The following is a 22,592-nucleotide window of genomic DNA, read 5'->3' on the forward strand; positions in this document are numbered from 1 at the left end:
GGGACACGATGCGACGGGTCCGCTTCTTCCTGTTGCGGTCGCTATCGTCTGGCCGCCACGCCGAGCGGTCGCCGTAGCCTGGCGGCCCGAGGTCATTGCTGCGCCTCGCGCACCTCCCGGTGTCCGTGCCAGCGCCCGAGCACCACCCCTCGCCTGAGTGATCGCACACCTTCCCGATCTCTCAGATTGCGAACCTCTGCCATGCACACTCATCGACGGGTCGAGCTGTCCCTCGCCCTGACGTTCACCCTGCTCGCCTCGACCTCAGCCCTAGCTCAGGGGACGGTGGCGCTGGAGGAGATCACCGTCGCCGGCTCAAGTGGCGGCGACGTGGCCGGTGCCAATGTCGCGCCAACCAGGCAATCCGGGCGTACTCCGAGGGGAGGAAGCCTCACCGTTCCGACGATCGATCAGGCCCGCGCCGAAATCCAGTTCACGCCCGGCGCCGTCGAGATCGTGCCCGATACAGCCTACAAGAACCGGCCGGCTCAGACACTCAAGGACGTGCTCGACTTCGTGCCGGGCGTCATCGTGCAGCCGCGGTTCGGTTCCGACGCCCGCCTGTCGATCCGTGGCTCCGGCCTGTCGCGAAACTACGGCAATCGCGGCATCAACGTCTTCCAGGACGGCATCCCGATCAATACCTCCGATGGGCTCGTCGACTTCTTCGAGATCGACCCGACCGCCTACCGCTACGTCGAGGTCTTCAAGGGGGCCAATGCTCTGCGCTTCGGCGCCAACGCGCTCGGCGGTGCTATCAACCTCGTCACCCCGACCGGCCGGGACGCCTTCCCATACGACGCGCGCGTCGATGTCGGCAGCTTCGGGTACGTGAAAGGGCAGGCTGCCACCGGCGGAGTGTCCGGCCCATGGGACTACTTTGCCACCCTGTCCGGGGAGCGGTTCGACGGCTTCCGGCAACACAGCGAGGGCGACTCGGTCCGCGGCAGCGCGAACCTCGGCTACCAGTTCTCGCCGGACGCTGAGACCCGCTTCTACCTCAACGCCAACACGATCAACTCCCGTATTCCGGGTGAGGTCACGCGGCAGGGCGCGCTCAGGAACCCGCGCGCCGCGAACCCGTACTGGATCGAGCTTGATCAGCAGCGCAACATCGACTCGGTTCGTCTCGCCAACAAGACGACGCTGCGCTTCAACGAGACGACGGTGGATTTTGGCGTCTTCACCGTGCAACGCCACGTCGACCATCCGATCTACCAGTATCTCGATTACACCGTCGCGGATTACGGCGGCTTCGTGCGGGTGACCGATGATCGGATCATCGGCGGCTTCCGCAACCGCCTGGTCATGGGCGTGAACGTCGACAACGGTACGATCAATTACCGGCAGTTCGTAAACCTGCCGGGTGCCAGGAAGGGCGCCCTGACCTTCTCCTCGCTCGACTATTCAGAGAACGTTTCAGCCTACGCGGAGAACTCGTTCTTCGCCCTGCCGAACGTCTCGCTCGTCGCCGGTGGGCTGTTCCTTCACGCGACCCGCGACCGGAAGGATCGCTTCCTGAGCGACGGCAACCAGTCGGGCCGCAACACGTACAACATCTTCAGCCCGAAGGTCGGCGTGCTGTGGGATGTCGAGCCGGGCTGGCAGGTCTACGGCAACGTCTCAGGCAGCGCGGAAGCGCCGACCTTCGATGCCAACTCCTTCTCGTCGGCCGCGTTCTCCAACCTCAAGGCTCAGACCGCCACCACCTACGAGGCCGGCACGCGCGGCATCCGGCCGGACTTCACCTGGGACGTGTCGCTCTACCGCTCGGAGGTCAGGAACGAGTTGCAGTGCCTGACGACCTCTCCGTTCAGTCCCTGCTCACTCATCAACGCCAACCGCACCGTGCATCAGGGCGTCGAGGCCGGGTTCGGCGTCGCCTTCCTCAAGTCGCTCGTCTCAGGTGACGATCGTGTCTGGTTCAACGCCGCCTACACGTACAACGACTTCTTCTTCGACCGTGACGCGCGCTACGGCAACAACCGCCTGCCCGGCGTGCCGACCCACTATCTCCGCGCCGAGCTGCTCTACCGGCATCCGAGCGGCTTCTTCGCCGGTCCCAACGTCGAATGGTCACCGCAAGCTTACTTCGCCGACAACGCTAACAGCTTAACGGTGCCTGCCTACGCACTCCTGAACTTCAGGGTCGGCCTCGACGCGGGCGCAGGCTGGTCGGGTTACCTTGAAGCGCGCAACCTATTCGACAAGCACTACATCTCAAGCGTAGCCATCGCAGGCGTCGCCGATGCCTCCTCGGAAATTTTCAACTCCGGCACTGGTCGGGCCGTCTACGGCGGCCTTCGCTACCGCTGGTAGGAAAGGCACTGCCCAAGCATATGCGCTTCACTTGGGCAGTCCCAACACACACAGGCGTGATACTGTTTCCGGAAGATTCCTTCCGGACGCCGTATCATCAGCCCGCGCGGCGCCTGAGCGAAGCCGGTTTCCGCATCGCGAAGCGATCAATCGGCGACTGTATTGCCGGTCAAGGGCCAATCGGCAGTGCCGCGCTTGGTTTTAGCCGTATGGGGGTCAGATCGTTCACCGGCGCGAGCGCGTCAAGGCGGGCGCTGCGCGCCCTCGCGCTTCGCGCGACAAGGCCTTGACCCGCTCCCACCGGCGAACGCCAAGCTCGGCGAGAGGAGCGATGAAGACATCGCTCCTCTCGCTCGTCACGGATCGGATCCCGCAGGGGACGCGGCGTTCTCCTCCCCCCGACCGGCCTCTCCCTGCTGCAACTTGCTCGCCTCGAACGTCGTGTCGTCGCGCACCAGGGCGTTGGCCAGCACCACCAGGCGTCGGCCCGACGCCACGATCGCCACCTTGGCCGGCTTACCCGCCGTTCGCATCGCCCGGTACGGCTCGCGGAAGGCCGGACAGCTGCGCGCCGCCACCATCCCGGCCATGTAGAAGGCCGTGCGCAGGCAGGGACGCCCACCGGCAATCGCGTGGCGGCCCGGGTGAGCCCCGCTCTGGGTCGGATGAGGCGCCATCCCGGCCAGACTGGCCGCCGCCTTGCGGTCGAGCGTGCCGAGTTCGGGCATGTCGGTGATCACCACGCTGGCGATGCGCGAACCGATCCCGGGGATCGAGGTCAGGATCGCGCGCTTGCGCGCCAGGCCAGGCTCGGCGGCGATGCGTGCCTCGAGAGCGGCCTCGACCTCGGTGCAGGCAGCCGTCAGGGCCTTGATCACCGCCCTGTGGCTGTCGGCGATGGCCGGGTCGAGGGCCTGGGCCAGGCGGGTCTTCTCCATGGCGATCAGCTCGGTGAGCTGGCGGCGCCGGGTCGAGAGAGCCTTGAGGGTGATCTGGTCGGGGGTCGGGGCGGGGCGCAGGTGCTCGCTCATGCGCTGAGCAAAGCGGGCGATGAGGGCGGCGTCCAGCCGGTCTGTCTTGGCGATCAGCCCTTCGGCGGAGCGGAACGCCTTGACCTGGCGCGGATCGGCCAGGGCGACATCGAGCTCAGCTTTACGCAGGGCGGCGATGAGGGGATAGGCGTAGGGGCCGATCGCCTCCAGGGCGACCGTGCGGATCCCGCGCTGCTTGAGCGTCGAGATCAGCTTGGCGATGCCGGTCTCCGTATTGTCCTGACGCACCGGCTTGGCCGCCGGGAAGAAGCCGAGATCGAGGAAGTGCTTGCCGACATCGATGCCGGCCACGGTGGGGATGGTGGCGCTGTGTGACATGGGTGATCCTGTCCTGTACGCGGGCGCCTGCACGAGGCAGGGCCCGATCGACTGTCCGGAGCAGCCATCAGGACATCCGGGATCAGGCCGGAAGGCGATCGTGCGGCCATCGCCGTTGAGCGACAGGGGACGCAGACCGGGAAACCGTGAGACCGCCGGATGCCCTCGCCGTAGCAGCCTACGGCCACACATCAGGTACAGGAAACAGTATGAGTTGTGGGTTTCTCAATTTGATCGACCGCTTCGGCGAGCAATCCGGACCTTCCTATCGTAATCACGAGCTCTTGCTTCCCTCCCTCTGCGGTCTGTCGCACGTCCAAGCTGATAGAATTTGGACTCTAGCCGATGTCTCCCTCGCCAGCGGGGGGTTCGCCATAGGAAAGTTGTGTGCTTTGAGCGGCACAACCAGTGGATTGCCGCTGCCTGACATTGACGATCGGAAACGTGGCTGTAACAGAGACAGCGACGGTTCCCCCCGGGGATCAAAAGGGAATGCGGTGAGGACCCAGGTCCTAATCCGCAGCTGCCCCCGCAACTGTAAGCGGCGAGCCCTCCACCACCTGTGTCACTGGGTGCCTCACCCGGGAAGACGGTGGCGGGCACTGACCCGCGAGCCAGGAGACCTGCCGTCAGCCGTGGTCACACGCGAAGCGCGTCGGACGGGGTGTTCCGACGGGTGTCGAGGCGGATGCGTGCATCCGTGCGAGACTTCGTTCGCGGTGACGTGCCACAGCCGTTCACCGAGGCTCCGTGATCCCGTCCCGCTCTCGTTCGTCGCTCCGGCTTTGTGCCATCGCCGCCTGCGCTCTCTCGCCCGTCGTGACCGCCCTTCCATCTCGCGCCCAGCCCGCGAGTTCATCGGCACCCGCCGACGCCACCATCCCGCTCGATCCGATCTCGGTCGAGGGCACCTTTACGGCGACGCCGAGCTACCGCGTCGAGGAACTCTACAGCGGATCCAAGACCATCACGCCGAGGCGCGACCTGCCCCAGCAGGTCGACGTCGTCCCCCGCGAGGTTCTGCGCGACACCGCCGCCACCCGCGTCGAGCGCGCCCTCGACTACGTGCCCGGCATCGCCAAGCAGAACGATTTCGGCAACCAGAACCTCGCCCTCTACTCGGTGCGGGGCTTCGCCACTCAGGACATTTTCCAGAACGGCTTCAACATCGCTCGCGGCTACAACGGCGCGCCCGATACACAGAACGTCCAGTCGATCGAGGTGCTGAAAGGACCGAGCGGCGCACTCTACGGCCGCAGCGACCCGGGCGGCACCATCAACATCCTGACCAAGCAGCCAGTCGCCCTGCCGTTCGTCGAGATGGGCGCCCTGTTCGGCAGCTTCGGCACCGCCCGCACCACCGTCGATGCCGGCGGCCCGCTGACCCGGGACGGCAGCGTGCTCTACCGCTTCAACGGGGTCCTCGCCCGCCAGGACAGCTTTCGTGACTACGTCGACGGCGACCGGGTGCTCGCCGCACCCGTGGTGAGCTGGCAGGTCACTCCCGACACCAAGCTGACGGTCGAGGCACAGTACCTGCGGAACCGCGCGACCTTCGATCGCGGTACGGTGGCGGTGAACAACCGCCTCGGGGTGGTGCCGCGCTCGCGCTTCTTCGGAGAGCCGGGAGACGATTCGGTCTCCGAGGCCGGCATCCTGCAGGTGCGGCTGGAGCACGCCTTCAACGCCGATTGGCATCTGCGCCTCGCCACCCACCTCAACACCGGCAGCCTGACCGGCCTGCAGACCGGTGCAACCGGCCTTCTCGACGACGGCCGTACGCTGCTGCGCGAGTTCCGCCGGCACGACTTCACCTGGGGCGTGGCGATCGGGCAAGCCGAGCTCGTCGGGCGCTTCGACACCGGTCCCATTGCCCATACCGTGCTGCTGGGCCTCGAACACGAGCGTTACAACAGCACCGAGAACCTGCTGCGATCGACGCCTCGCATCGATCCGTTCGCGCTCGACCTATTCAATCCGGTCTACGGCCAGATGAAGCCGCCCTTCACGCGCTCGTACCGGGCGAGCGAAAATGTCGGCAATACCGCGTTCTACGCCCAGGACCAGATCGCGCTGAGCCCGGAATGGAAGCTGCTGCTCGGCAACCGTACCGACTTCTACAACCAGACCTTCCGGGACAAGAACGCCGGGGACCGCACCGAGCAGGACCGCACCGGCCTGTCGCCGCGCGCGGGCCTCGTCTATCAGCCGCTGTCGTTCCTCTCGCTCTACGGCAACGTCGCAGCGTCCTTCCGCCCCAATACCGGCTTCGACCGCGCGACGCGTCCCTTCGCGCCCGAGACCGGCTTCGGCTACGAAGTGGGCGCCAAGCTCGACCTGTTCGACGGCTTGGGCATCACGGCCGCCGCCTTCCACATCGAGAAGGAGAACGTCCTCACCACCGACCCGGCGGACTTCTTCTTCCAGATCGCCGCCGGGGCGGTGCGCAGCCAGGGTTTCGACCTCGGCTTTGTCGGTCAGGTGACGCCGGAGTTCCGGGTGATCGGCGGCTACGCCTTCATCGACGCGGCGGTGACGCGTGACGAGGTGCTGCGGGTCGGCTCGCCGCTGCTCAACATCCCGCGCCACTCGGGCAGCCTGCTCGGCGTCTACGAGGTGCAGGGCGGCGACTGGAAGGGCTTCGGCATCGGCGGCGGCGTCCGGGTGGTGGGCTCACGCCTCGGCGACAGCGGCAATGAGGCGTTCCGGCTGCCGGGCTACGTGCTCGCGGATGCCCTGGTCTATTACCGAACCGACAAGCTGCGGGTAGGCCTGAACGTCGATAACATCTTCGATACGACCTACTACGAACGATCCTACAACTCGTTTTGGGTCGGTGTCGGCGAGCCGCGGCGCGTGACGCTCAGCGTGACGGCCCGGTTCTAATCGCGGAACCGTCCGTTGCGGCAGGACCCTGTCGGCCTCGGCGAACGCCCGCGGCGGTAACGCCTGTCACGGTTCACCGGTCTCTCGCCGTGCGAGGGACCGGCGGCCTGCCGCGGTCAAGGCGTACTCGCAGAACTGCGTGTCGGGATGAACGCGTCCCGTCGCCTCGATCAAGCCTAGCTTCAGCAACTGCTTCGTCGTCGCGCTCGCAGCGTAGTGCCGTGGCGTCCCGGCAAGCAGCCGCAGGCGGTAGAGGAGCGTCGGCTTGAGGATGACGTCAGTGTTTTCGTGCACGGAACCGCCGCCTTACGAAACGATAAGCAAGGGTGTCGTTCAGGTCGCGACGACCTCGATCCGGTCCGGGGGCAGCGTCCGCCACCAGGCATCTGGGGCCCGGAATGCCTCGTAAGTCAGCTGCAGCACGGCGTCCGGCTGTCGGTGGGCCGGTTCGAGCCGGCCCCGCGCCTCGTTGCGCGCCACCAGCACCTCCCAGGGCACGTCGAACAGCTTCCACTCGACAGCGAGGCCGTGCGCCTCGACGATGGCGAGCTCGCGCGCGAAGACCTCGCGCGTCAGGTGGGTGTCGGCCATCACCACGCTGAAGCCCTGCGCGAGGGCGGCTTGCAGCGCCGCCTCCTTCACCCGGTGCAGCAGGGCTTGCGCCTCGCCGTCGTAGCCACCGCGCCGGACCTCCCAGTACATCTGGCGGTCTGGCGGCCAGAGCGTCTGCCGCAGGTCGTCGAGGGTGAGGTGAACCCAACCCTCGCGCGGATCGAACCGACGCGCGTAGGTCGTCTTGCCCGCCCCAGGACAACCGATCAGGCCGACGACCCGCTGGCGGGGCATTCGCCCGCCCTCGACGATCGGGGACATGGTCAGGCGTAGATGTCGGCGGCCTCGTCCTCATCGTCGCCGGGGCCGGCCTCGACGGTCTCGCCGCGAAGGCAGCGGCTTTGCGCCTCCGCCACCCGCCGGGCTCCTTGCGCGTGCCGGCTCGATACCGCGCCGCCGTGATCCTCGGCTCCGTGCTTGACGGCGACCAGCGCCGGATCGCCCCAGAGCTGCAGCAGCACTTGGAACGCCGCCAGGCGCTCGGGATCGAAGGCGATGCGCTGCCCCTGCATGTCCTTGTAGGGATGGGCCGGGTGCAGGGCGGCGCAGGGCACGAGGCCGGCTGGGATCGGGGTCGTCGCGGCGTGAGTGCGTCCGCTCCGCAGGAGCTTCGGCAGGACGTGGGTGTGCGGTCCCTCCGGGCTGGTGCCGCCGGAGGGCGGGATCGGGGCGTAGACCTCGATACGGCCGAAGCGCGCCAGGAAGACCCGATGCGGACTCATGGCGACGAGGCGCGGCCCGATCGGGTTGCCGGGCGCGAACAGAGGCTGCCCGGCCCCCGCCCGCAGGCAGGCGATGGCGTCCGGATCGCGGCTACGCACGCAGGCGTCGATGGCAAGGAGGTCGAGGCCGAGGTCGAACAGCACGCCGTCGCGGTCCTCAGGCCGCGCCGCCTCGTGATCGGGGCCGAGTTCCGTCACCACGGTGCGCCGGTTCATGGCGCAGGCCTCTTCAGGCAGGCAGAGCGCCACGGCGTGGTTCCAGCCCGAGGCGACCGCCGTCTCGTAGGCGACCGGACGCAGGTCGGGGTGAGGCCTCAAGGCGATGGCACCGCGAGCCGTGGCCATCCCGATACGATCGTCGGGCAGCGCGGAGACGGGCTCGTCGGGGTCGCGCATGAACTCCGCGATCGCCCCGAAGCTGCCGAGGCTCCAGGCCCTGCCCGGATCGCGCAACGAATCCTGCAGCAGCGCCTCGACGGCGGCGCGGTCAGGGGCGGTCCCACGCTTAGGATTAGTCTTGGCCGGCTGGGTCATGGTCGTCCTCCCGTGGGCGCCCCGAGCGATGCCAGGGCAGGATGTAGGCTGTGCCGTCGGCGTCGGTGCCGCGCAGGACCGTGATGCCGAAGGCGGCCCTCAGCAGCGGATCGGTCAGGGCAAGGGCGGGCCTCGCGTCGGCGACGATTCGGCCTTCGCTCAGCACCACGAGCCGGTCGCAGAAGCGGGCGGCCAGGGTGAGGTCGTGCAGGACGGCGACGATCCCGGTCCCGGCGCGGCTGATCCCGCGCAGGAGACTCATCGCGTCGAGCTGGTGGGCCGGGTCGAGGGCGGTGATCGGCTCGTCGGCGAGGAGGATCTCGGCCTCGACCGCGAGCGCGCGGGCGAGCAGCACCCGCATCCGCTCGCCCGAAGACAAGCTCGGCTCCGTCCGCTCGCGCAGGTGGGTGACGTCGGCCCGCGCCATCGCCCGCGCGACCGCGGCGTGATCGGCCTCGCTCAGGCCTGCGAAGGCGCGGCGATGCGGCAGACGTCCAAGGGCGACGACCTCTGACACCCGCATCGGCCAGCCGATCCCGGCGGACTGGACCAAGACGGCGAGGCGGCGCGCCCGCTCGTCTGGTGAGATGTCCGTCAGGGACCGGCCGTCGAGGAGGACGCGGCCGGAGGACGGCGGCATGAGGCCGGCGAGCGTGCGCAGGAGCGTGGTCTTGCCCGCGCCATTCGGGCCGACGAGGCCGACGAACTCGCCGACCCCCACAGACACCGAGACCCCATCGAGGATGGGCCGGTCCTGGAGCCGGACCTGAAGCTCTTCGGCGGCGAGCCGCATCAGACCCGCCCTCGCCGGAACAGCAGAGCGATCAGGAACGGTGCGCCGACCAGCGCCGTCACCACGCCGAGCTTCAATTCGGGCCGCGTCGGCAGCAGGCGCACGGCAAGGTCGGCGCCCAGCACCAGGACCGCTCCGAGGAGCCCGCTCGCCCACAAGCTCGCGCCTGGCCGGGCCCCGACCAGCGGCCGCACGAGGTGGGGAACGACGAGGCCGACGAAGCCGATTGCTCCGCTCACCGCGACGCCGCTGCCCACCGCCAAAGCCGCCCCAGTGACGATGCGGATGCGGACCGAGACGAGGTCGAAGCCGAGGCTCGCGGCCGTGTCCTCGCCGAGCGTCAGGGCATCGAGGGCGCGGGCGGTCGAGAGCATCAGGATCCAGCCCAGGATCATCAGCGGCAGGCAGAGCCAGACGTGATCCATGCTGCGGTCGGCCAACGAGCCCATCAGCCAGAACACGATCTCCAGGGCGGCGTAGGGATTGGGCGCGAGGTTGAGGGCGAGCGCCGTCAGCGCGCCGGCAAGGCTCGACAGGCCGACACCGGCGAGGATCAGCCCGAGCGTGCCGGTGCCGCGGGCGGCGAGCAGGTTGATGCCGAGCGCCGCGAGGGCCGCGCCGGCGATGCCGCCGAGCGGCAGGGCGAGCGACAGGCTGCCGGCGAGCCCGCCGTAGAACACCACCACCGCCCCGAGCGCGGCAGCCGACGAAATGCCGAGGATGCCCGGGTCGGCGAGCGGATTGCGCAGGTAGCCCTGCATCACCGCCCCGGTCAGGCCGAGGCTGAAGCCGACGAGCGCACCGAGGAGCGCACGGGGCAGGCGCAGCTCCATCAGGACCAGGGCCGGGAGGGTGGGGCGGCCTGCGAGCCAGTCGCCGAGGGCTGCCGGGAGATCGAGAACGGCGTAGCCGACCGCGACAGAGGCAACGATCAGGATCGCCACCAGGAGGGCCAACCCCGCGACGAGGCGTCGGCTGCCGGCCTGCGGCGGCGTTCGTGTCACGAAGGACATCGGAGCGTTCATGGGGTCTTCATCGGGGTGCGCGCTCTCGCTGCGGCCGCGAGCCGGGCCACGACCTCGGCGACCTGCGGACCGGGACAGGTCCAGAGGCGGTTGGGGATCGGAATCGTGCGCCCCTGCGCGCGCAGCCGCTCGAGGATCGGGTGATGCAGCAGGGCGTCGGCGAGGGACGGCGTGCCCGTCTCACTGGCGTCGACGACGACGAGGTCGGCATCGGCCAGGGCAGCGGCCTCGAGCGGCACCGAGCCGGTGCGGTCACGGCCGATCTGCGCGGCGACGTTGACGAGGCCGGCGGCTCGGATGATCGCGTCGCCGAGGCTGCCGGGCGAGACCGTGAAGGCGTTCGGGCGCAGGACCAGGACGCGCAAAAGCCGGGAGGCCGGCACGACGCGCGCGAGGGTGGCGTCGAGCTCCGCCACCATCGCTTCCCCGCGCTCCGGATGGCCGACGGCCGCCGCGACCTGGCGGATCTGGGCACGTACGCCGTCGAAATTGGCCGGTACGCCGAGTTCGAGCGGCGGGAAGCCGATCCGCTTGAGGAGCCCGACCGTGGTGCGAGTGGTGAAGGCTCCAGCGATAACGAGGTCGGGCTTCAAGGCCACGATCTCCTCCGCGAGCCCCCTGATGACCGGCACGCCGGCGGCTTGCGCCGCCACGGTCGAGCCGCGCGGATCGCCGGCGAGGTAGGTCACCGCCGCGACCTGCCCGCGGTCGGCCAGCCTCAGCACGAGCTCGTCCGCGCACAGGTTCAGCGAGACGATCCGCGACGGCCGGCCCGGCGCGGCAGGGTTCTCCCGCGCCGGCACCGGACTGGCGGCCAATGAAGCGACCATGCACGCCGCCAGACCGCCTGCGACCCCGACAAGGATCAAGGCCCGCATCCTCATCCGTCTCAGAACGAGGATACGCGCACGCCGCCGTAGACGGCGAGGCCAGCCCCGAGAAAGCCGGTTGGGTTCTGGTAGCGTTGGTCGAACAGGTTATCGATGCGGGCAAACAGCGTCAGGTTCTCCGAGTAGGCGTAGTTCGCCGAGAGGTTGACCAGGGTGAAGCCCGGGTTCTTGAGCCGGGGCACCGAGAAGTCGCGGTTTCCGTCGACGAACGACCCGATCGCCACCAGGGTGCCGGTGAGCGTGAGCTGTGGCAACGGGTTCCAGATCGCGGTGGCACTGACCTTGTGACGGGGCCGGCGCAGCAATTCCTGGTGGGCAATTTCGTCCTTGGTGACGGTGTTGGTGTAGTCGACCCGGCCGCTCAAGGTGTCGGTCAGCTTGACAGAGACGAAGCTCTCCGCCCCGTAGGCTACTGCGCGGCCGACATTGACGTTGGTCCCGAAGGTCGGGAAGTACGCGGTCTGGATCAGGTTGCGGAAGTCGGTCTCGAAGTAGGTCGCTCCGACGAGCACCCGATCGCCGAGGGGCTGCTCGAAGCCGCCGTCGAAGCCGAAGCTCTCCTCGGGCCGCAAGGCCGGATTCCCGAAGAACCGGAAGCCCGGGTAGTCCTGGTAGAGCTGGCTGAGGGTCGGCGGCTTGAAGCCGGTGCCGACGCTGCCCTTCAGGCGTGTCTCCATATAGGGCAGGATGTAGCTCGGTGCGATCCGGAACGTGGTCGCCCCGCCGAACTGGTCGTTCTCGTCGTGACGGATGTTGGCGACCAGGAAGGCGCGGTCGGTGATCGCCGATTGCAGCTCGGCGAAGCCGCCGGTGTTGCCGTTCGACTTGTCGATGCCGGTGGCCTGGAAACGCTCGTCCTCGCGCTGGGCACCGAAGAGCAGCAGGTGGCCGGGGCTAAGCTGGACGTCGCCACGATAGTCGAAGCGTGTGCGTTCGCCGAGATAGGTCGAGGGCGTCGGCGGCGCGAGCGGGTCGAGTGGGCCGGCGAACAGGCGGTCGAACTTGGAGTAGTTGGCGCCGAACACGTTGTGGAAGCCCGGTAGCGGCGTCCACTCGGCCTCGCCGCGCATGAGCAACTGCTGCTGGTCGTTGAGGTTTCGGTATGGCAGTGGCCGATAGGGAAAGCCGCCGTCCGCCTGGTCCAGGTAGGCGCTATCGGAGAAGCGCAAGACATAGTTCAGGCGGAAGGTATCGGTGAGCTGCGCGCCGAACTTGGTCGAAACCGTCTTGATGTCGGTGAAGGCGGTGCGCAGCGGCACGCCGACCGGCAGGAGCTCGAACGGTGTCACCGGCAGCGCGGCCTGGCGCAGGTGCTGCACGGAGAACGAGTAGTCGAAGATGCCCTCGGAGCCGGAGATGCGGCCGCCCTGGTTGGTGGTGCCGTAGGAGCCGCCCTCGGCAAAGGCAGTGGCCCGGGCCGGACCCTCGCCGCGCTTCGTCACGAACGAGATGACGCCGCCGATGGCGTCCGCACCGTAGAGGCCGCTCTGGGGGCCGCGCAGCACCTCCAGGCGAGAGAGATCCTCGGTTTGAAGCTGGCTGAAGTCGAAGGAGCGGTTCGGCGTCGAGGGGTCGTTGACGTCGATGCCGTCGATCAGGACCTTGACGTGGTTGGAGTTGGTACCGCGGATGAACACCGAGGTTTGGCCGCCCGCACCGCCGGTCTGGACGACGTTGAGGCCCGAGACTTGCCGGAGAGCGTCCGGCGCGGTGCGGACCTGCTGAGCCTGAAGCAGGTCGGAGGTCAGTACGGTGACGCTCGACCCGGTCTGTGTGACCGGCGTCGGCACGCCGGTGGCCGACACCGTGATCTCGGCGAGCGGGATGACAGCCTCGCCGCCTCGCGGCGCGTCCGCGAAGGGGGCGGCGACCTGCTGGGCATGGGCTGCAGGCGCGGCAAGCAGGGCCGGACCGGCGCAGGAGAGCGCCAGCACGCTCAGGCGAGCGCGTTGAAGGGAATGGGGCACGGGAGATGAGCCTCGGGCAACGGCAGTGGCACGTCACCGCGAACGAGGCCTCGGGTCACCGCCTCCACGCAGGATTGGCGGACCCTCGACACCCGCCAGGACACCCCGCCCAGCGCGTTTCGCGTGTGACCACGACTGACGGCAGGTCTCCTGGCTCGCGGGTCGCTGCCCTCTCACCGTCTTCCCGGGCGAGGCTGCCCAGTGACATGGTGGCGGAAGGCTCGCCGCTTACAGTTGCGGGGGCAGCCGCGGCATCGGGCTCATCACCCTCACCGCGTTCCCTTTTGATCCCCGAGGGGAACCGTCCCGGCCAGCTAAGCGACGCGGAGGCGCACGGTCAATCGCCTTGCTGCAACGCTTCGAAATATTCCTGAGGCCAGTACACGGCTGTTCCACGCTGAGAGCGCGACTCAGCAGCCGAGGGAGGAGCACCATCCCGCAACAGCGCACTCACCGAGCGGGTTCGAGCCGGTCGTACCCTTTGGCGCGGTAGATGATGACCGAGGCGATCCACGCCACGACGAAGATGCCGACCACGGCGAAGCCGGCCTCGCCCAGATTGTCGTTGAGCGTGCTCACCGCTTGCCACAGTCCGCCCGTGAGCCCGAGCTTGTCGCCGATCAGGCCGAGGGCCTCCAGGCCGCCGATGAACAGCGCGACCGTCGCCGAGGCCGCCGTGATGGTCAGGTTGTACCAGAGCTTGCGGACCGGGTTCGCGAGTGCCCAGCCGTAGGCGCCGGTCATCAGCACGCTGTCGGTCGTGTCCAGGAGCGTCATGCCCGCGGTGAACAGCGCCGGGAAGATCAGGATCGCCCAGAACGACAGGCCCTGCGTGGCCTGCGTCGCCGAAATCCCAAGCAGAGCGACCTCGGTCGCGGTATCGAAGCCCAACCCGAAGAGGAAGCCGATCGGGTACATGTGCCAGGAGCGCGAGACCACGCCGAAGATCCGGCGGAACAGGCGCGCCAACAGCCCTCGTCCAGCTAGGAGCGTGTTCAGGTCTTCGTCCACGATCTTCCCGCCTCGGCGCACGCGGCAGAACGCGGACCAGACGCCGCGCAGGATGAACAGGTTGGCGATGCCGATGACGAGCAGGAACGTCGCCGAGACCGCGGTGCCGATCACGCCGCCGAGGTCATGGAACTGGTCGAGGCTGTCCTTCATCGCCGCAGCCGTCACGGCGATCAGGCCCGAGGCCAGGATGACGATGGTGGAGTGGCCGAGGGAGAAGAAGAAGCCGACCGAGTGGGGCTTCTTGCCCTCCTGCATGAGCTTGCGCACCACGTTGTCGATGGCCGCGATGTGGTCTGCGTCGAAGGCGTGGCGCAGTCCGAAGCTGTAGGCGAGGAAGGCGGTCGAGAGCAGGACGGGCTTATTGGCGAAGGTCGTGAGTGCCGCTGCCCAGGCCGCGATGTTGGCGGCGATCAGGACGGCGTAGACGAGCCCGATCTTCACCCTGAGACGGGCGGGCTGATCGTCGAAGGGGTTGGGCAGCAAGGGTCCGCTCCGGATGGTAGGGCTCGTCTCAGCCAGGAATGCCCGTCAGAACCGCCCCGCCAGGGTCAGGCGCACCGCGGTCGGCTCGACCGGGTGGAAGTGTCGGTCGGCAACGGCGGCCGCCTCTCCGGGCAGGCGGGACTCGTAGAAGTAGGTGATCTGGTCGGCCCGGGCGTTCGTCAGGTTGAGCACGTCGAGGGCGAGGCTCACGCCATTGTCGAAGGCGTAGCCGATCCGGCCGTTGAGCAGGGCGGTCGGCTTCGAGCGCACCGAGTTGTCCTCGATCAGGGGCCGGGGGCCGAAATAGCGGAAGCGCAAGCTACCGAACCAACCCTGGCCCTCGCCGAACGTGACGCCCGCCGAGGCGATGGTGGTCGGTGCCTCCGGCACGCGCTGGCCGACGGGGTCATGGTCGGAGAAGCGTGCGTTGGTGATCGTCAGGTCGCCCTCCAGCCGCAGCCAGGGCGTGAGGGCGTAATGGTTGCTCCACTCGATGCCGAAACGGCGGGTCGGCCGGCTCGGCTCGGTGGTGCCGGTGTCGCCTTGGAAGAGGTTCTCGGAAGCGAAGTCGAGCCGGAACAGCGCGAGGCTCGTCTCCAGCCCGGCGATGGAGCGATTGCGGATCCCGACCTCGTAGCCCGTCGAGGGGACCAGGAAGGGCGAGCGGCTGATGTTGAACAGCGGGCTTGCCGGATCGACCGTCGCGGTGACGCCGCGGACGTCGTTCGAGTGGAAACCGCCGCCGTAGTTCAGGTAGATCTCGGTATCCGCCCACGGCCCGAACACCGCCCCGAGCTTCGGGTTGACGATGCTGTCGCGAGCGCGGCCCGAATTCGCCGGGGTGTCGGAGCGGACATCGGCGTAGTAGCCGTCGGCTCGGAAGCCGACGCTGGTGCGCAGCCAGTCGGTCCAGCGCACCCGGTTCTCGTAGTAGAACGCGGCGCTCGCTTCCAACACGTGGTCGTCAAGCACCGTCGAGCGGGTTTGCCGTGCCGTTGTGTTGAACAGCCCGACCCGGATGTCGTCGGTGCGGGTCTGGACACCAATCTCGTTCTCCATCGGCAACCCGAACAGGTCGCCTTGGAAGACCCTGGAGATCTCGCCACCGCCGAGCACGCGGGCATCGCGCTGGCGGAACTGGTCGCCGTTGACGGGGTCGTTGAGGAAGTAGGTGAGGTTGTTCCAGAGGTTCATCTGGTAGCGGATCACGTAGGCCGAGGCCCGGGTGATGCCGCCGGCATCCGACTGGCTCCAGCGCCCGGAGAGCGAGAAGCGCCCGGTATCGCCGCCATCAGTCGGATCCAGCGTGCCGTAGCGGCCGATGATGCCCTCCGCCACCGCTCGCTCCGGGATCTGGTTGGTGGCGTTCCACTTGGCCCAGTAGGCCATGCCGGTGACGGCGAATCCGTCGGTCGCGGTGCCCTGGCTGTAGCGGGCGACGCCGTTGAGCTTGCGAAGGGCATCGGGCACGACCCATGGCCCGTCATAGGTCTGCGCTTCGCCTGCCACGAGGAGGTTTCCCGCACCGAGCGGAACGGAGGCGGCCGAGAGCCCTCGCTTGAAGCCGAAGCTGCCCAGCGTGGTGAGCGCGATGTTGCGGTCGAGTTTGTCGAGATAGTCGATCCGCACCGACCCCGCCGAGGCGAAGTCGCCGTCGCGGACGAAGTACGGCCCCTTGTGGAACTCGACCGCGCCGACGAGCTCGGGGATCAGGAAGTTGAGGTCGGCGTAGCCCTGGCCATGGGCGTGGGTGCGCATGTTCACCGGCATACCGTCGACGTGGATGGCGATGTCGGTGCCGTGGTCGAGGTTGAAGCCGCGCAGGAAGAACTGGTTGGCTTTGCCCTCGCCGGAATGCTGGGTGACGATCAGGCCCGGCACGGATTCCAGCACCTCGCCCGGGCGAGTGATCGGGCGGCTGTTGATCGCTGCGCCGCTGATGATGCCCGCGCTCGCCGCGTCGACGGGGCGCAGCCCGCCGCCGATGCCGGTGGTGCCACCAGGATAGCCGGCGCTGGCGGCCCCAGCCACGCTGGGAAGCGGCGCCGTCACCTCGATTTCGTCGAGACGGATCTCGTCTTGGGCAAAGGCAGATGCAGGGAGGCTGACCGCGGCGAGAGCCGCGAGGAACAAGGAACGGGAGACGGCGGTCACAAGGGAGCCTTTACGGCAGTGGCACGTCACCGTGGAGGCACCGGAACACCCCGTCCGGCGCGGCCCACATGTGACCACGGCTGACGGCCGGTCTCCTGGCTCGCGGGTCACCGCCCTCCATCGTCTTCCCGGGATGACCCCAGTGACGTCGGTGATGCAGGGCTCGCCGCTCACAGTTGCGGGGGCAGCTGCGGATTAGGACCTGGGCCCTCACCGCATTCCCTTTTAATCCCCATAGGGAACCGTCGAGCCCAGCTACGCGGCGATACGGCACGCGGTCAAGTGAGGCGGCGCGCGGCGGCGCAGGCACCACCGATGCCGGCGAATGCTGCGGTGGAGTTTGCTTCGGCACGAAAAAAGCCGGGTTGGGGAAGATCCCCACCCGGCTTCCAATGCTTCAGCGGGTGACCGCACGCGCGCGGATGACCCGCACGCCATCGTCGTTGACATCCTAGCGCATGAGCACCGGAGTGAGATGGCGCCCCGTGGACCCGGCCGGCCTTGGAATACGACGGTTCCAGTGCGTGGCCACCAGTGCAGGATTTCGCCTTCATCTGAGCGGAACCGATGCAGTCCCTCGCGGTCGTGCCATGACCAATCCCCGAACACCCCGCAGTCGAGGGCGGCATTTTGCAGGTCCAGCAGCGAGCCATTGTGTTTCAGTTTCATCGTGCGATCTCCGGCGCCGGCAAAAGTTCCGGCGAAGATTATTTTACCGAGTCGTGGTTTGGCCTAATGGGACACCTAAATCTGGGACCTCCAGGCTGCAGAGGCTTTGACGGCCTGACGCAGGACGGGCCGTCCGGCGCCGCCGGCCAACGTGACCCGGGCTCGCCTCGTCCCTGAGGCTGCCTACGAAGGCACGCTGCTGGCCGGTCTACGCAACGCATCCCGCGGCGCCTCGAGTCGTGTGCTGTTCACGCGATTCGGCGGGGGTGCCCCTGGCAACGCGGACGCCTAGTTCGACGCCGCCATTCTGCGGGCGCTGCTGCTAGAACGACGGCACAACCTTAAACGCGCATATTGTCACCCATAGCCCCCCAATTTCAGGCCTTCGGCGTTTCGTAGATCGTTACCCGTCCGAGATAATTTGCTGACTAAACTGTCTGCACTACGCCGTACGATATCATAATCTAATTGTTCTATCTGGGTTCGGCGCTGATATCCTAAGTCATGAGTCGGTAAAATACAATTTTAACCGCAGCTTCCCCCGATCGTTGGTATGCCAACGCTTTCAAGACCTGCATTCATCAGCTTGCAATGTGCTTCCGATGCGGAGTGAATATGGAAAGTCATGTGCATATAGACACTGATTTCCACATCACCACATTGGTACATGCTTATAGCGACATGCTGATCATGAAGATGGGAGAAGGGTACACCCCCTACATCCTCTCCCTCCTACACAAGCCACTTCGGGGCCCCCGGGAGTGGGTACTGGGGGAGATGAAGCAGGGGATCACTGAGGCCTACAAGACCCTCTTGCTCCGGGTTGCCCGCAAGCCCCGCTCCCCCGCCCACCGCAATCGCCTCCCCGAATGGGTCCTCGTTCCGGACTGGCCCGTGCCGAAGGGGGTGAAGGCGAGCCTGCGCGAGGTCACGCTCAACAACGGGTTGCACTACCAGGGTCTCGCCCTTATGCCGAGACCTCGGGCTGGCGCGATGGCCAGGGGCGCCAGCTCCGGCAGCGACTGCGCAACGAAGACCTACTCGCCCGTGTTCGGGTCACCCGCGTGGTGCTGGCGGCCGCGCACCGCGATTATGACACGGCCAACAACGAGAGCGCCAACCTCGCAGCCTTCTGCCAACGCTGCCACATGCGGCATGACCGCGACGAGCATCAGCGCCGCCGCTGGCGGACCCTGTTCCGGCGCAAGGCGTTGGGTGATCTGTTCCAAAGTCCCTACCCCGCTGCTCCGACAGTGCCGACTATCTCCAGTCAGAGATCGCGCTGACATTGGCGGCGCGAGCCGCGCGCAAATGCGAGCAGCATCTATGCTGCGTTGCTAACTTCCCAACACGATAAAGTGCTTGCTTGTGCAAACACTGCCGGCTTGCCTTGGAAGATGCCACAAGCTGGCGCGCGATGCTTCGCGCTAAGATGCACGTCTACGGGCGAGCATATGGTTTGTCGTGTCAAAATAGAGCCGATCGAGCACACTTGCTCAGCGAGCACAGCGGCACAGAGTACACTCCCCTTCCCCCTCTCACCCGGGAAGCACAAGCATTACCCTCCCCTCCTCCCCCTCCTTCCTCAGCCGAGCTCGACAGCAAGCCGCGACCGGCCACGGACCCCTGGCGGCACCCCGTCTTTGTGCGGGAATAGGGAATCCCCATTCCGCTTTATATTGAGGGGCTGCAGAGGCTGAATGAAGCTAGTCAGAGTGCGGACACCGGACGTCTGCAGGGCGCCACTTTCCGACCTTCAATCACTTCAGCTGGAGTGGCAGCTCGTCACCTGATAGCGGACCTCTCGCAGGCCGGCGAGTTCCATTATCAAAAAACCCATTAACAGTTGGTCGCGATAGCTTTTCGTCGACAAATATAAAATAGCGGCGCATTCTTGGCGGCGATCACTAAGCTAACGATTTTAGTGGTCTTCACGGCCAAGGATCAGATTATAATGCTGCAGAATTGGGCTTGGCAGGAATCGCAGCGGAAGGATCGGGGCCTCACACTGGCATAGCGAAAGCGAGCGCACTGGCGCTCGAAGGTACGTGCGACCAAGGCCGGGTAAGGCAACGCGCTCTATCCCGTTGTCAAGGCTGCCCGATCCGCATGTGGAGGCGGCGTTTCCAAGGGCTGCGCAGTCGCTTGCGCGGCGGCTGCCGGCTTGCTGGGACATCGGGGTCGTTGCAGTCGATCTGCGCCAGGGCAGCGGCGCCCGCTTCCACCGATCCCGGCTCGCCCCCTGCAGCCGGCCCGGCGGCACATGCTTGACATGTTCCCAATCACGCAGGCGCTGCGACAGCATCCCTCTCCACTTCGATCGTCTTAGGATCAGCAACGGTTCCGCGCCCCGCCACGTATCGTCGGCCACTGACTGGTCATGTCTGGGAGGCCGGAGCCATCATGGCTGATGATCACCTATATCATTTTTCTCTATTTGATGAACAACCGCTCTACACGCACGATCCTTCCGACTGGGCGCATACAAGAACGCCGTCACGCGCGGTCGCCCGAAAGAACAACCGGAGAAATCATGCCCAATCACCGCGACCTGCGCACATTCTCTGACGTCTGACGGACAGCGGCATCATGCAGCCGAACTGGGTCGTGCTGTCGCTCACTTTGGCCTACTTGGCAGCGATGGGGTTGATCAGCGTCGTCGCGCGCCGTCACGCCAGGAGCGCCGGCAGCTTCACGTCGGGAGGAGTGCGTTACCCGGCAGTCCTGATCGGCTTCCTGCTCATGTCCGAGTTCATCGGTACGGCGGCGAGCGTCGGCACGACGCAGACCGCCGTGAAGGTCGGCCTCTCGGCGGCCTGGAACATCGTGGCCCTCGGCGTCGGCTTCATGCTGTACGCCTTCTTCCTGGCCCGTCGCTTCAAGACGCTCGGCGAGAATACCATCTCGGGCGCGCTGGCCCGCGCCTATGGACGCCCGACCAAGCTCGCCACCTCGGTCATCATGATCTTCGCCCTGCAGATCGTGGCGATCTCGACCTACGCGGGCGGCGGCTCCATCCTGGCGGGGCTGCTCGGGATGGACCGCACCACGGCGATCGTCATCACCGGCGCGGTGGCGACGCTCTACGTCGGCATCGGCGGCATGCGCTCCGTGATCACCACCAATGTGCTGCACGCCGTCGTCAAGTACGTCGGCATCCTGGTCGCAGCGGCCTTCGCCGTCTCGCAAATCGGCGGCCTCGGGTCCCTGCAGGCACAGGTTCCGGCCCGGATGTTTGCTGTCGACACCGTCGGCTGGTCCCAGATCCTGGCTTGGCTCGTGGCCGGGATCGGCGCGGTCTTCTCGACACAATACGTGATCCAGGCGATCAACACCGTGGAGGACGGTCGCACCGCCCAGGCCGCGAGCTTCTGGTGCGCAATCCTTCTCGTTCCGTTCGGCCTGCTGGCCGCCCTCGTCGGCGTGTGCGCGGGCGCCTTGATGCCGAACGTGCCGCCGATCGGGGTGCTGCCGGCGCTGATCGGCCGGATGGACGACGTCCTTGCCGCGGTCGTGGTCGCGGGCCTCGCCGGTTCGCTGTTCGGCACGATCTCGGCGCTCAGCATCGGTGCGGCGACGCTCCTCTACAAGGATTTCTACATACCCCTTCGCGGCGATGTGGAAGGACGCGGCTCGCTCGCCTTCGTGCGTGCGGCGACGATCGTGGTGGGGCTGCTGCCGATCCCGCTCGCGATCTACGCGCCGGATATCCTGAAGGTTACCTTCCTCGCCAAGTCCCTGCGCACCACTCTCGCGGTCCTGGTCCTGTTCGCCTTCTACGCGCCACACGTGGCGCGGCCGCGGGCCGCATTCGTCAGCATCGTCGCGTCCCTCGTGCTGACGATCAGCTGGTTCCTGGCGGGCGACCCATTCGGGATCGACAATGCCTACGTGGCTCTGGTCATCCCACTGGTCGTGATGGGGACGGATCACCTGCTGAAGCGGTCAGGCGCGGACATCCCGGCCTCTGTTCCGGTATCCCTGCGACAGAAGTAGAAGCGAGGCTGGGCATGGCGACGGCTGGCTGCTTTCGGCACCGGGTGCTAGGCTGTTCTCATGTCTGATGCTCTCGAAATCACGTACGGAGATTTCGGCCGCGTTGCCCTGCTCGACATGGATCGCGGGTTGGTTCGCCACGCCCATCCGCACTGCCACGTGCTGCTGAAGGTCGAGGGTGACGACACGCAGTTCCTGGTCGGCGACCGGGTGATCAACTTGACCGACAGCCAGGCGGTCCTCGTCAACGCGTGGGAGACCCACGCCTACGTCCACGATCCGCGCCGCGAGCCGTCGATGATCCTCGCGCTGTACATCGAGCCGGCATGGCTCGGCGCCTTCCGGCACAATTGGTCGGCGAGCGCCGCACCGGGCTTCTTCGACGAGCCCGCCGGGCTGATCACCGCGGCGATCCGCGGTCTCGTGCGGGATCTCGCCGCCGAGATGGTCTACACCCCCGGTTCACCGCGCATCCGAGGCGAGCTGCTGCCGGGACTGATGATCGCCCTGATCGAGCGGTTCACGAAGTGGCGCGAGATCGGAACCTCCCTGCGCGAAGCAGGGCGGCGCCCGCGGGGAGACTGGCGTGTGCAGCGGGCCATGGCCCGGATGCGCGGCGAGGACGGGCTCGGCCTCAGCGCCGAAGCCCTGGCCCGCGAAGCCGGCCTGTCGCGCGCCCATTTCTACCGCCTGTTCGAGCAGACGACCGGCGCCTCGCCGCACGTCTTCCTCAACTCGATCCGGATCGAGCGCGCCGTCGAGGCGATCGTCGCGGGCGACGAGAGCCTTTCGGATCTCGGCACGAAGCTCGGCTTCGCGGCACCCGCGCATTTCTCGCGCTTCTTCCGCGACCACGTCAGCGTGCCCCCGAGCGTCTTCCGCGGCATCGTCCGCCGCTCGGCCGGCTTCGCGGCCTGATCCCACCCGCCGCAACTCACGCGCTGCTCCCCTGCCTGCACGACCGCCGCCCATTGCCGGACGGGGTGCGACGCTCGCCTGTCCCGTGCGCCGGAGAAGCAAGGGTCGCACCCCTGCACCAGCAAGCCCGCCCGGACGTCACGATGCCGGTCCGCGGATTTTGAGACGTTTCGGTAAGTCGTGAGACGGGGGCGTCTCACGTCCCGCGGCGGGGTCGATGCAGTTTGCACTCACGAGGCC

Annotated in this window: 15 protein-coding genes and 3 riboswitches; of the genes, 5 read left to right on the forward strand and 10 right to left on the reverse strand. The window is 67.2% G+C overall.

Features of this window, described 5'->3' with window-relative positions:
* Positions 1-201: 201 nt before the first annotated feature.
* The gene (locus AC3AOF_RS14985; RefSeq protein ID WP_488345758.1) at positions 202-2,319 is read left to right on the forward strand and encodes a TonB-dependent receptor family protein; all 2,118 of its coding nucleotides are present in this window, start codon (positions 202-204) and stop codon (positions 2,317-2,319) included.
* Between the two features lie 356 nt (positions 2,320-2,675).
* Here the strand turns inward: AC3AOF_RS14985 and AC3AOF_RS14990 are convergent, their stop codons facing one another.
* The gene (locus AC3AOF_RS14990) at positions 2,676-3,689 is read right to left on the reverse strand and encodes an IS110 family RNA-guided transposase (protein ID WP_236988020.1); all 1,014 of its coding nucleotides are present in this window, start codon (positions 3,687-3,689) and stop codon (positions 2,676-2,678) included.
* 449 nt (positions 3,690-4,138) lie between these two features.
* Positions 4,139-4,334: riboswitch (cobalamin riboswitch) on the forward strand.
* A 174-nt stretch (positions 4,335-4,508) separates the two neighbouring features.
* On the opposite strand from AC3AOF_RS14990, the gene AC3AOF_RS14995 reads away from it, so the two are divergent.
* The gene (locus AC3AOF_RS14995; protein WP_488345759.1) at positions 4,509-6,575 is read left to right on the forward strand and encodes a TonB-dependent siderophore receptor; all 2,067 of its coding nucleotides are present in this window, start codon (positions 4,509-4,511) and stop codon (positions 6,573-6,575) included.
* 66 nt (positions 6,576-6,641) lie between these two features.
* Here the strand turns inward: AC3AOF_RS14995 and AC3AOF_RS15000 are convergent, their stop codons facing one another.
* The 9 genes from AC3AOF_RS15000 to AC3AOF_RS15040 form a co-directional block, all read right to left on the reverse strand.
* Positions 6,642-6,869, reverse strand: a complete 228-nt coding sequence (locus AC3AOF_RS15000) for a hypothetical protein (protein WP_488345760.1) — start codon at positions 6,867-6,869, stop codon at positions 6,642-6,644.
* 39 nt (positions 6,870-6,908) lie between these two features.
* On the reverse strand, positions 6,909-7,448 hold the full coding sequence (locus tag AC3AOF_RS15005; RefSeq protein WP_488345761.1) for an AAA family ATPase: 540 nt from the start codon (positions 7,446-7,448) through the stop codon (positions 6,909-6,911).
* A 2-nt stretch (positions 7,449-7,450) separates the two neighbouring features.
* Entirely contained in the window at positions 7,451-8,443 is a 993-nt protein-coding gene (locus AC3AOF_RS15010; protein WP_488345762.1) for a DUF6925 family protein, read from the reverse strand.
* On the reverse strand, positions 8,421-9,236 hold the full coding sequence (locus AC3AOF_RS15015; RefSeq protein WP_488345763.1) for an ABC transporter ATP-binding protein: 816 nt from the start codon (positions 9,234-9,236) through the stop codon (positions 8,421-8,423). Before AC3AOF_RS15015 ends, AC3AOF_RS15010 begins: the two co-directional genes overlap by 23 nt.
* Complete coding sequence (locus tag AC3AOF_RS15020) at positions 9,236-10,261, reverse strand: FecCD family ABC transporter permease (protein WP_488345764.1); 1,026 nt, start codon at positions 10,259-10,261, stop codon at positions 9,236-9,238. Before AC3AOF_RS15020 ends, AC3AOF_RS15015 begins: the two co-directional genes overlap by 1 nt.
* The gene (locus tag AC3AOF_RS15025; protein WP_488345765.1) at positions 10,258-11,091 is read right to left on the reverse strand and encodes an ABC transporter substrate-binding protein; all 834 of its coding nucleotides are present in this window, start codon (positions 11,089-11,091) and stop codon (positions 10,258-10,260) included. The genes AC3AOF_RS15020 and AC3AOF_RS15025 overlap by 4 nt, the downstream gene beginning before the upstream one ends.
* Before the next feature lie 59 nt (positions 11,092-11,150).
* A complete protein-coding gene (locus AC3AOF_RS15030) occupies positions 11,151-13,118 on the reverse strand; it encodes a TonB-dependent receptor plug domain-containing protein (RefSeq protein WP_488345766.1) in 1,968 nt (655 codons plus the stop codon).
* Positions 13,119-13,241: 123 nt separating this feature from the next.
* Positions 13,242-13,437, reverse strand: a riboswitch (cobalamin riboswitch).
* Between the two features lie 131 nt (positions 13,438-13,568).
* Positions 13,569-14,615, reverse strand: coding sequence for a HoxN/HupN/NixA family nickel/cobalt transporter (locus AC3AOF_RS15035; RefSeq protein WP_488345767.1), 1,047 nt, complete (start codon positions 14,613-14,615; stop codon positions 13,569-13,571).
* 45 nt (positions 14,616-14,660) lie between these two features.
* The gene (locus AC3AOF_RS15040) at positions 14,661-16,667 is read right to left on the reverse strand and encodes a TonB-dependent receptor (RefSeq protein WP_488345768.1); all 2,007 of its coding nucleotides are present in this window, start codon (positions 16,665-16,667) and stop codon (positions 14,661-14,663) included.
* A 170-nt stretch (positions 16,668-16,837) separates the two neighbouring features.
* Positions 16,838-17,031, reverse strand: a riboswitch (cobalamin riboswitch).
* Between the two features lie 1,276 nt (positions 17,032-18,307).
* Here AC3AOF_RS15040 and AC3AOF_RS15045 point away from each other — a divergent pair.
* The 3 genes from AC3AOF_RS15045 to AC3AOF_RS15055 all read left to right on the forward strand — a co-directional run bounded on the left by AC3AOF_RS15045 (position 18,308) and on the right by AC3AOF_RS15055 (position 22,352).
* A complete protein-coding gene (locus AC3AOF_RS15045) occupies positions 18,308-18,724 on the forward strand; it encodes a hypothetical protein (protein ID WP_488345769.1) in 417 nt (138 codons plus the stop codon).
* Positions 18,725-20,027: 1,303 nt separating this feature from the next.
* Positions 20,028-21,434, forward strand: coding sequence for a sodium:solute symporter family protein (locus AC3AOF_RS15050; protein ID WP_488345770.1), 1,407 nt, complete (start codon positions 20,028-20,030; stop codon positions 21,432-21,434).
* Between the two features lie 60 nt (positions 21,435-21,494).
* The gene (locus AC3AOF_RS15055) at positions 21,495-22,352 is read left to right on the forward strand and encodes an AraC family transcriptional regulator (protein WP_488345771.1); all 858 of its coding nucleotides are present in this window, start codon (positions 21,495-21,497) and stop codon (positions 22,350-22,352) included.
* Positions 22,353-22,592: the final 240 nt, after the last annotated feature.

Source organism: Methylobacterium sp. 142-1Y (genome assembly GCF_057747795.1).

What these genes read in the sequence shown, in the direction of transcription:
- AC3AOF_RS14990 (WP_236988020.1), bottom strand. Translation starts at nt 3,689, where the DNA reads ATGTCACACAGCGCCACCATCCCCACCGTGGCCGGCATCGATGTCGGC.
- AC3AOF_RS15015 (WP_488345763.1), bottom strand. Translation starts at nt 9,236, where the DNA reads ATGCGGCTCGCCGCCGAAGAGCTTCAGGTCCGGCTCCAGGACCGGCCC.
- AC3AOF_RS15005 (WP_488345761.1), bottom strand. Translation starts at nt 7,448, where the DNA reads ATGTCCCCGATCGTCGAGGGCGGGCGAATGCCCCGCCAGCGGGTCGTC.
- AC3AOF_RS15020 (WP_488345764.1), bottom strand. Translation starts at nt 10,261, where the DNA reads ATGAACGCTCCGATGTCCTTCGTGACACGAACGCCGCCGCAGGCCGGC.
- AC3AOF_RS15025 (WP_488345765.1), bottom strand. Translation starts at nt 11,091, where the DNA reads ATGGTCGCTTCATTGGCCGCCAGTCCGGTGCCGGCGCGGGAGAACCCT.
- AC3AOF_RS15050 (WP_488345770.1), top strand. Translation starts at nt 20,028, where the DNA reads ATGCAGCCGAACTGGGTCGTGCTGTCGCTCACTTTGGCCTACTTGGCA.
- AC3AOF_RS15055 (WP_488345771.1), top strand. Translation starts at nt 21,495, where the DNA reads ATGTCTGATGCTCTCGAAATCACGTACGGAGATTTCGGCCGCGTTGCC.
- AC3AOF_RS15010 (WP_488345762.1), bottom strand. Translation starts at nt 8,443, where the DNA reads ATGACCCAGCCGGCCAAGACTAATCCTAAGCGTGGGACCGCCCCTGAC.
- AC3AOF_RS15045 (WP_488345769.1), top strand. Translation starts at nt 18,308, where the DNA reads ATGGGTCCTCGTTCCGGACTGGCCCGTGCCGAAGGGGGTGAAGGCGAG.
- AC3AOF_RS14985 (WP_488345758.1), top strand. Translation starts at nt 202, where the DNA reads ATGCACACTCATCGACGGGTCGAGCTGTCCCTCGCCCTGACGTTCACC.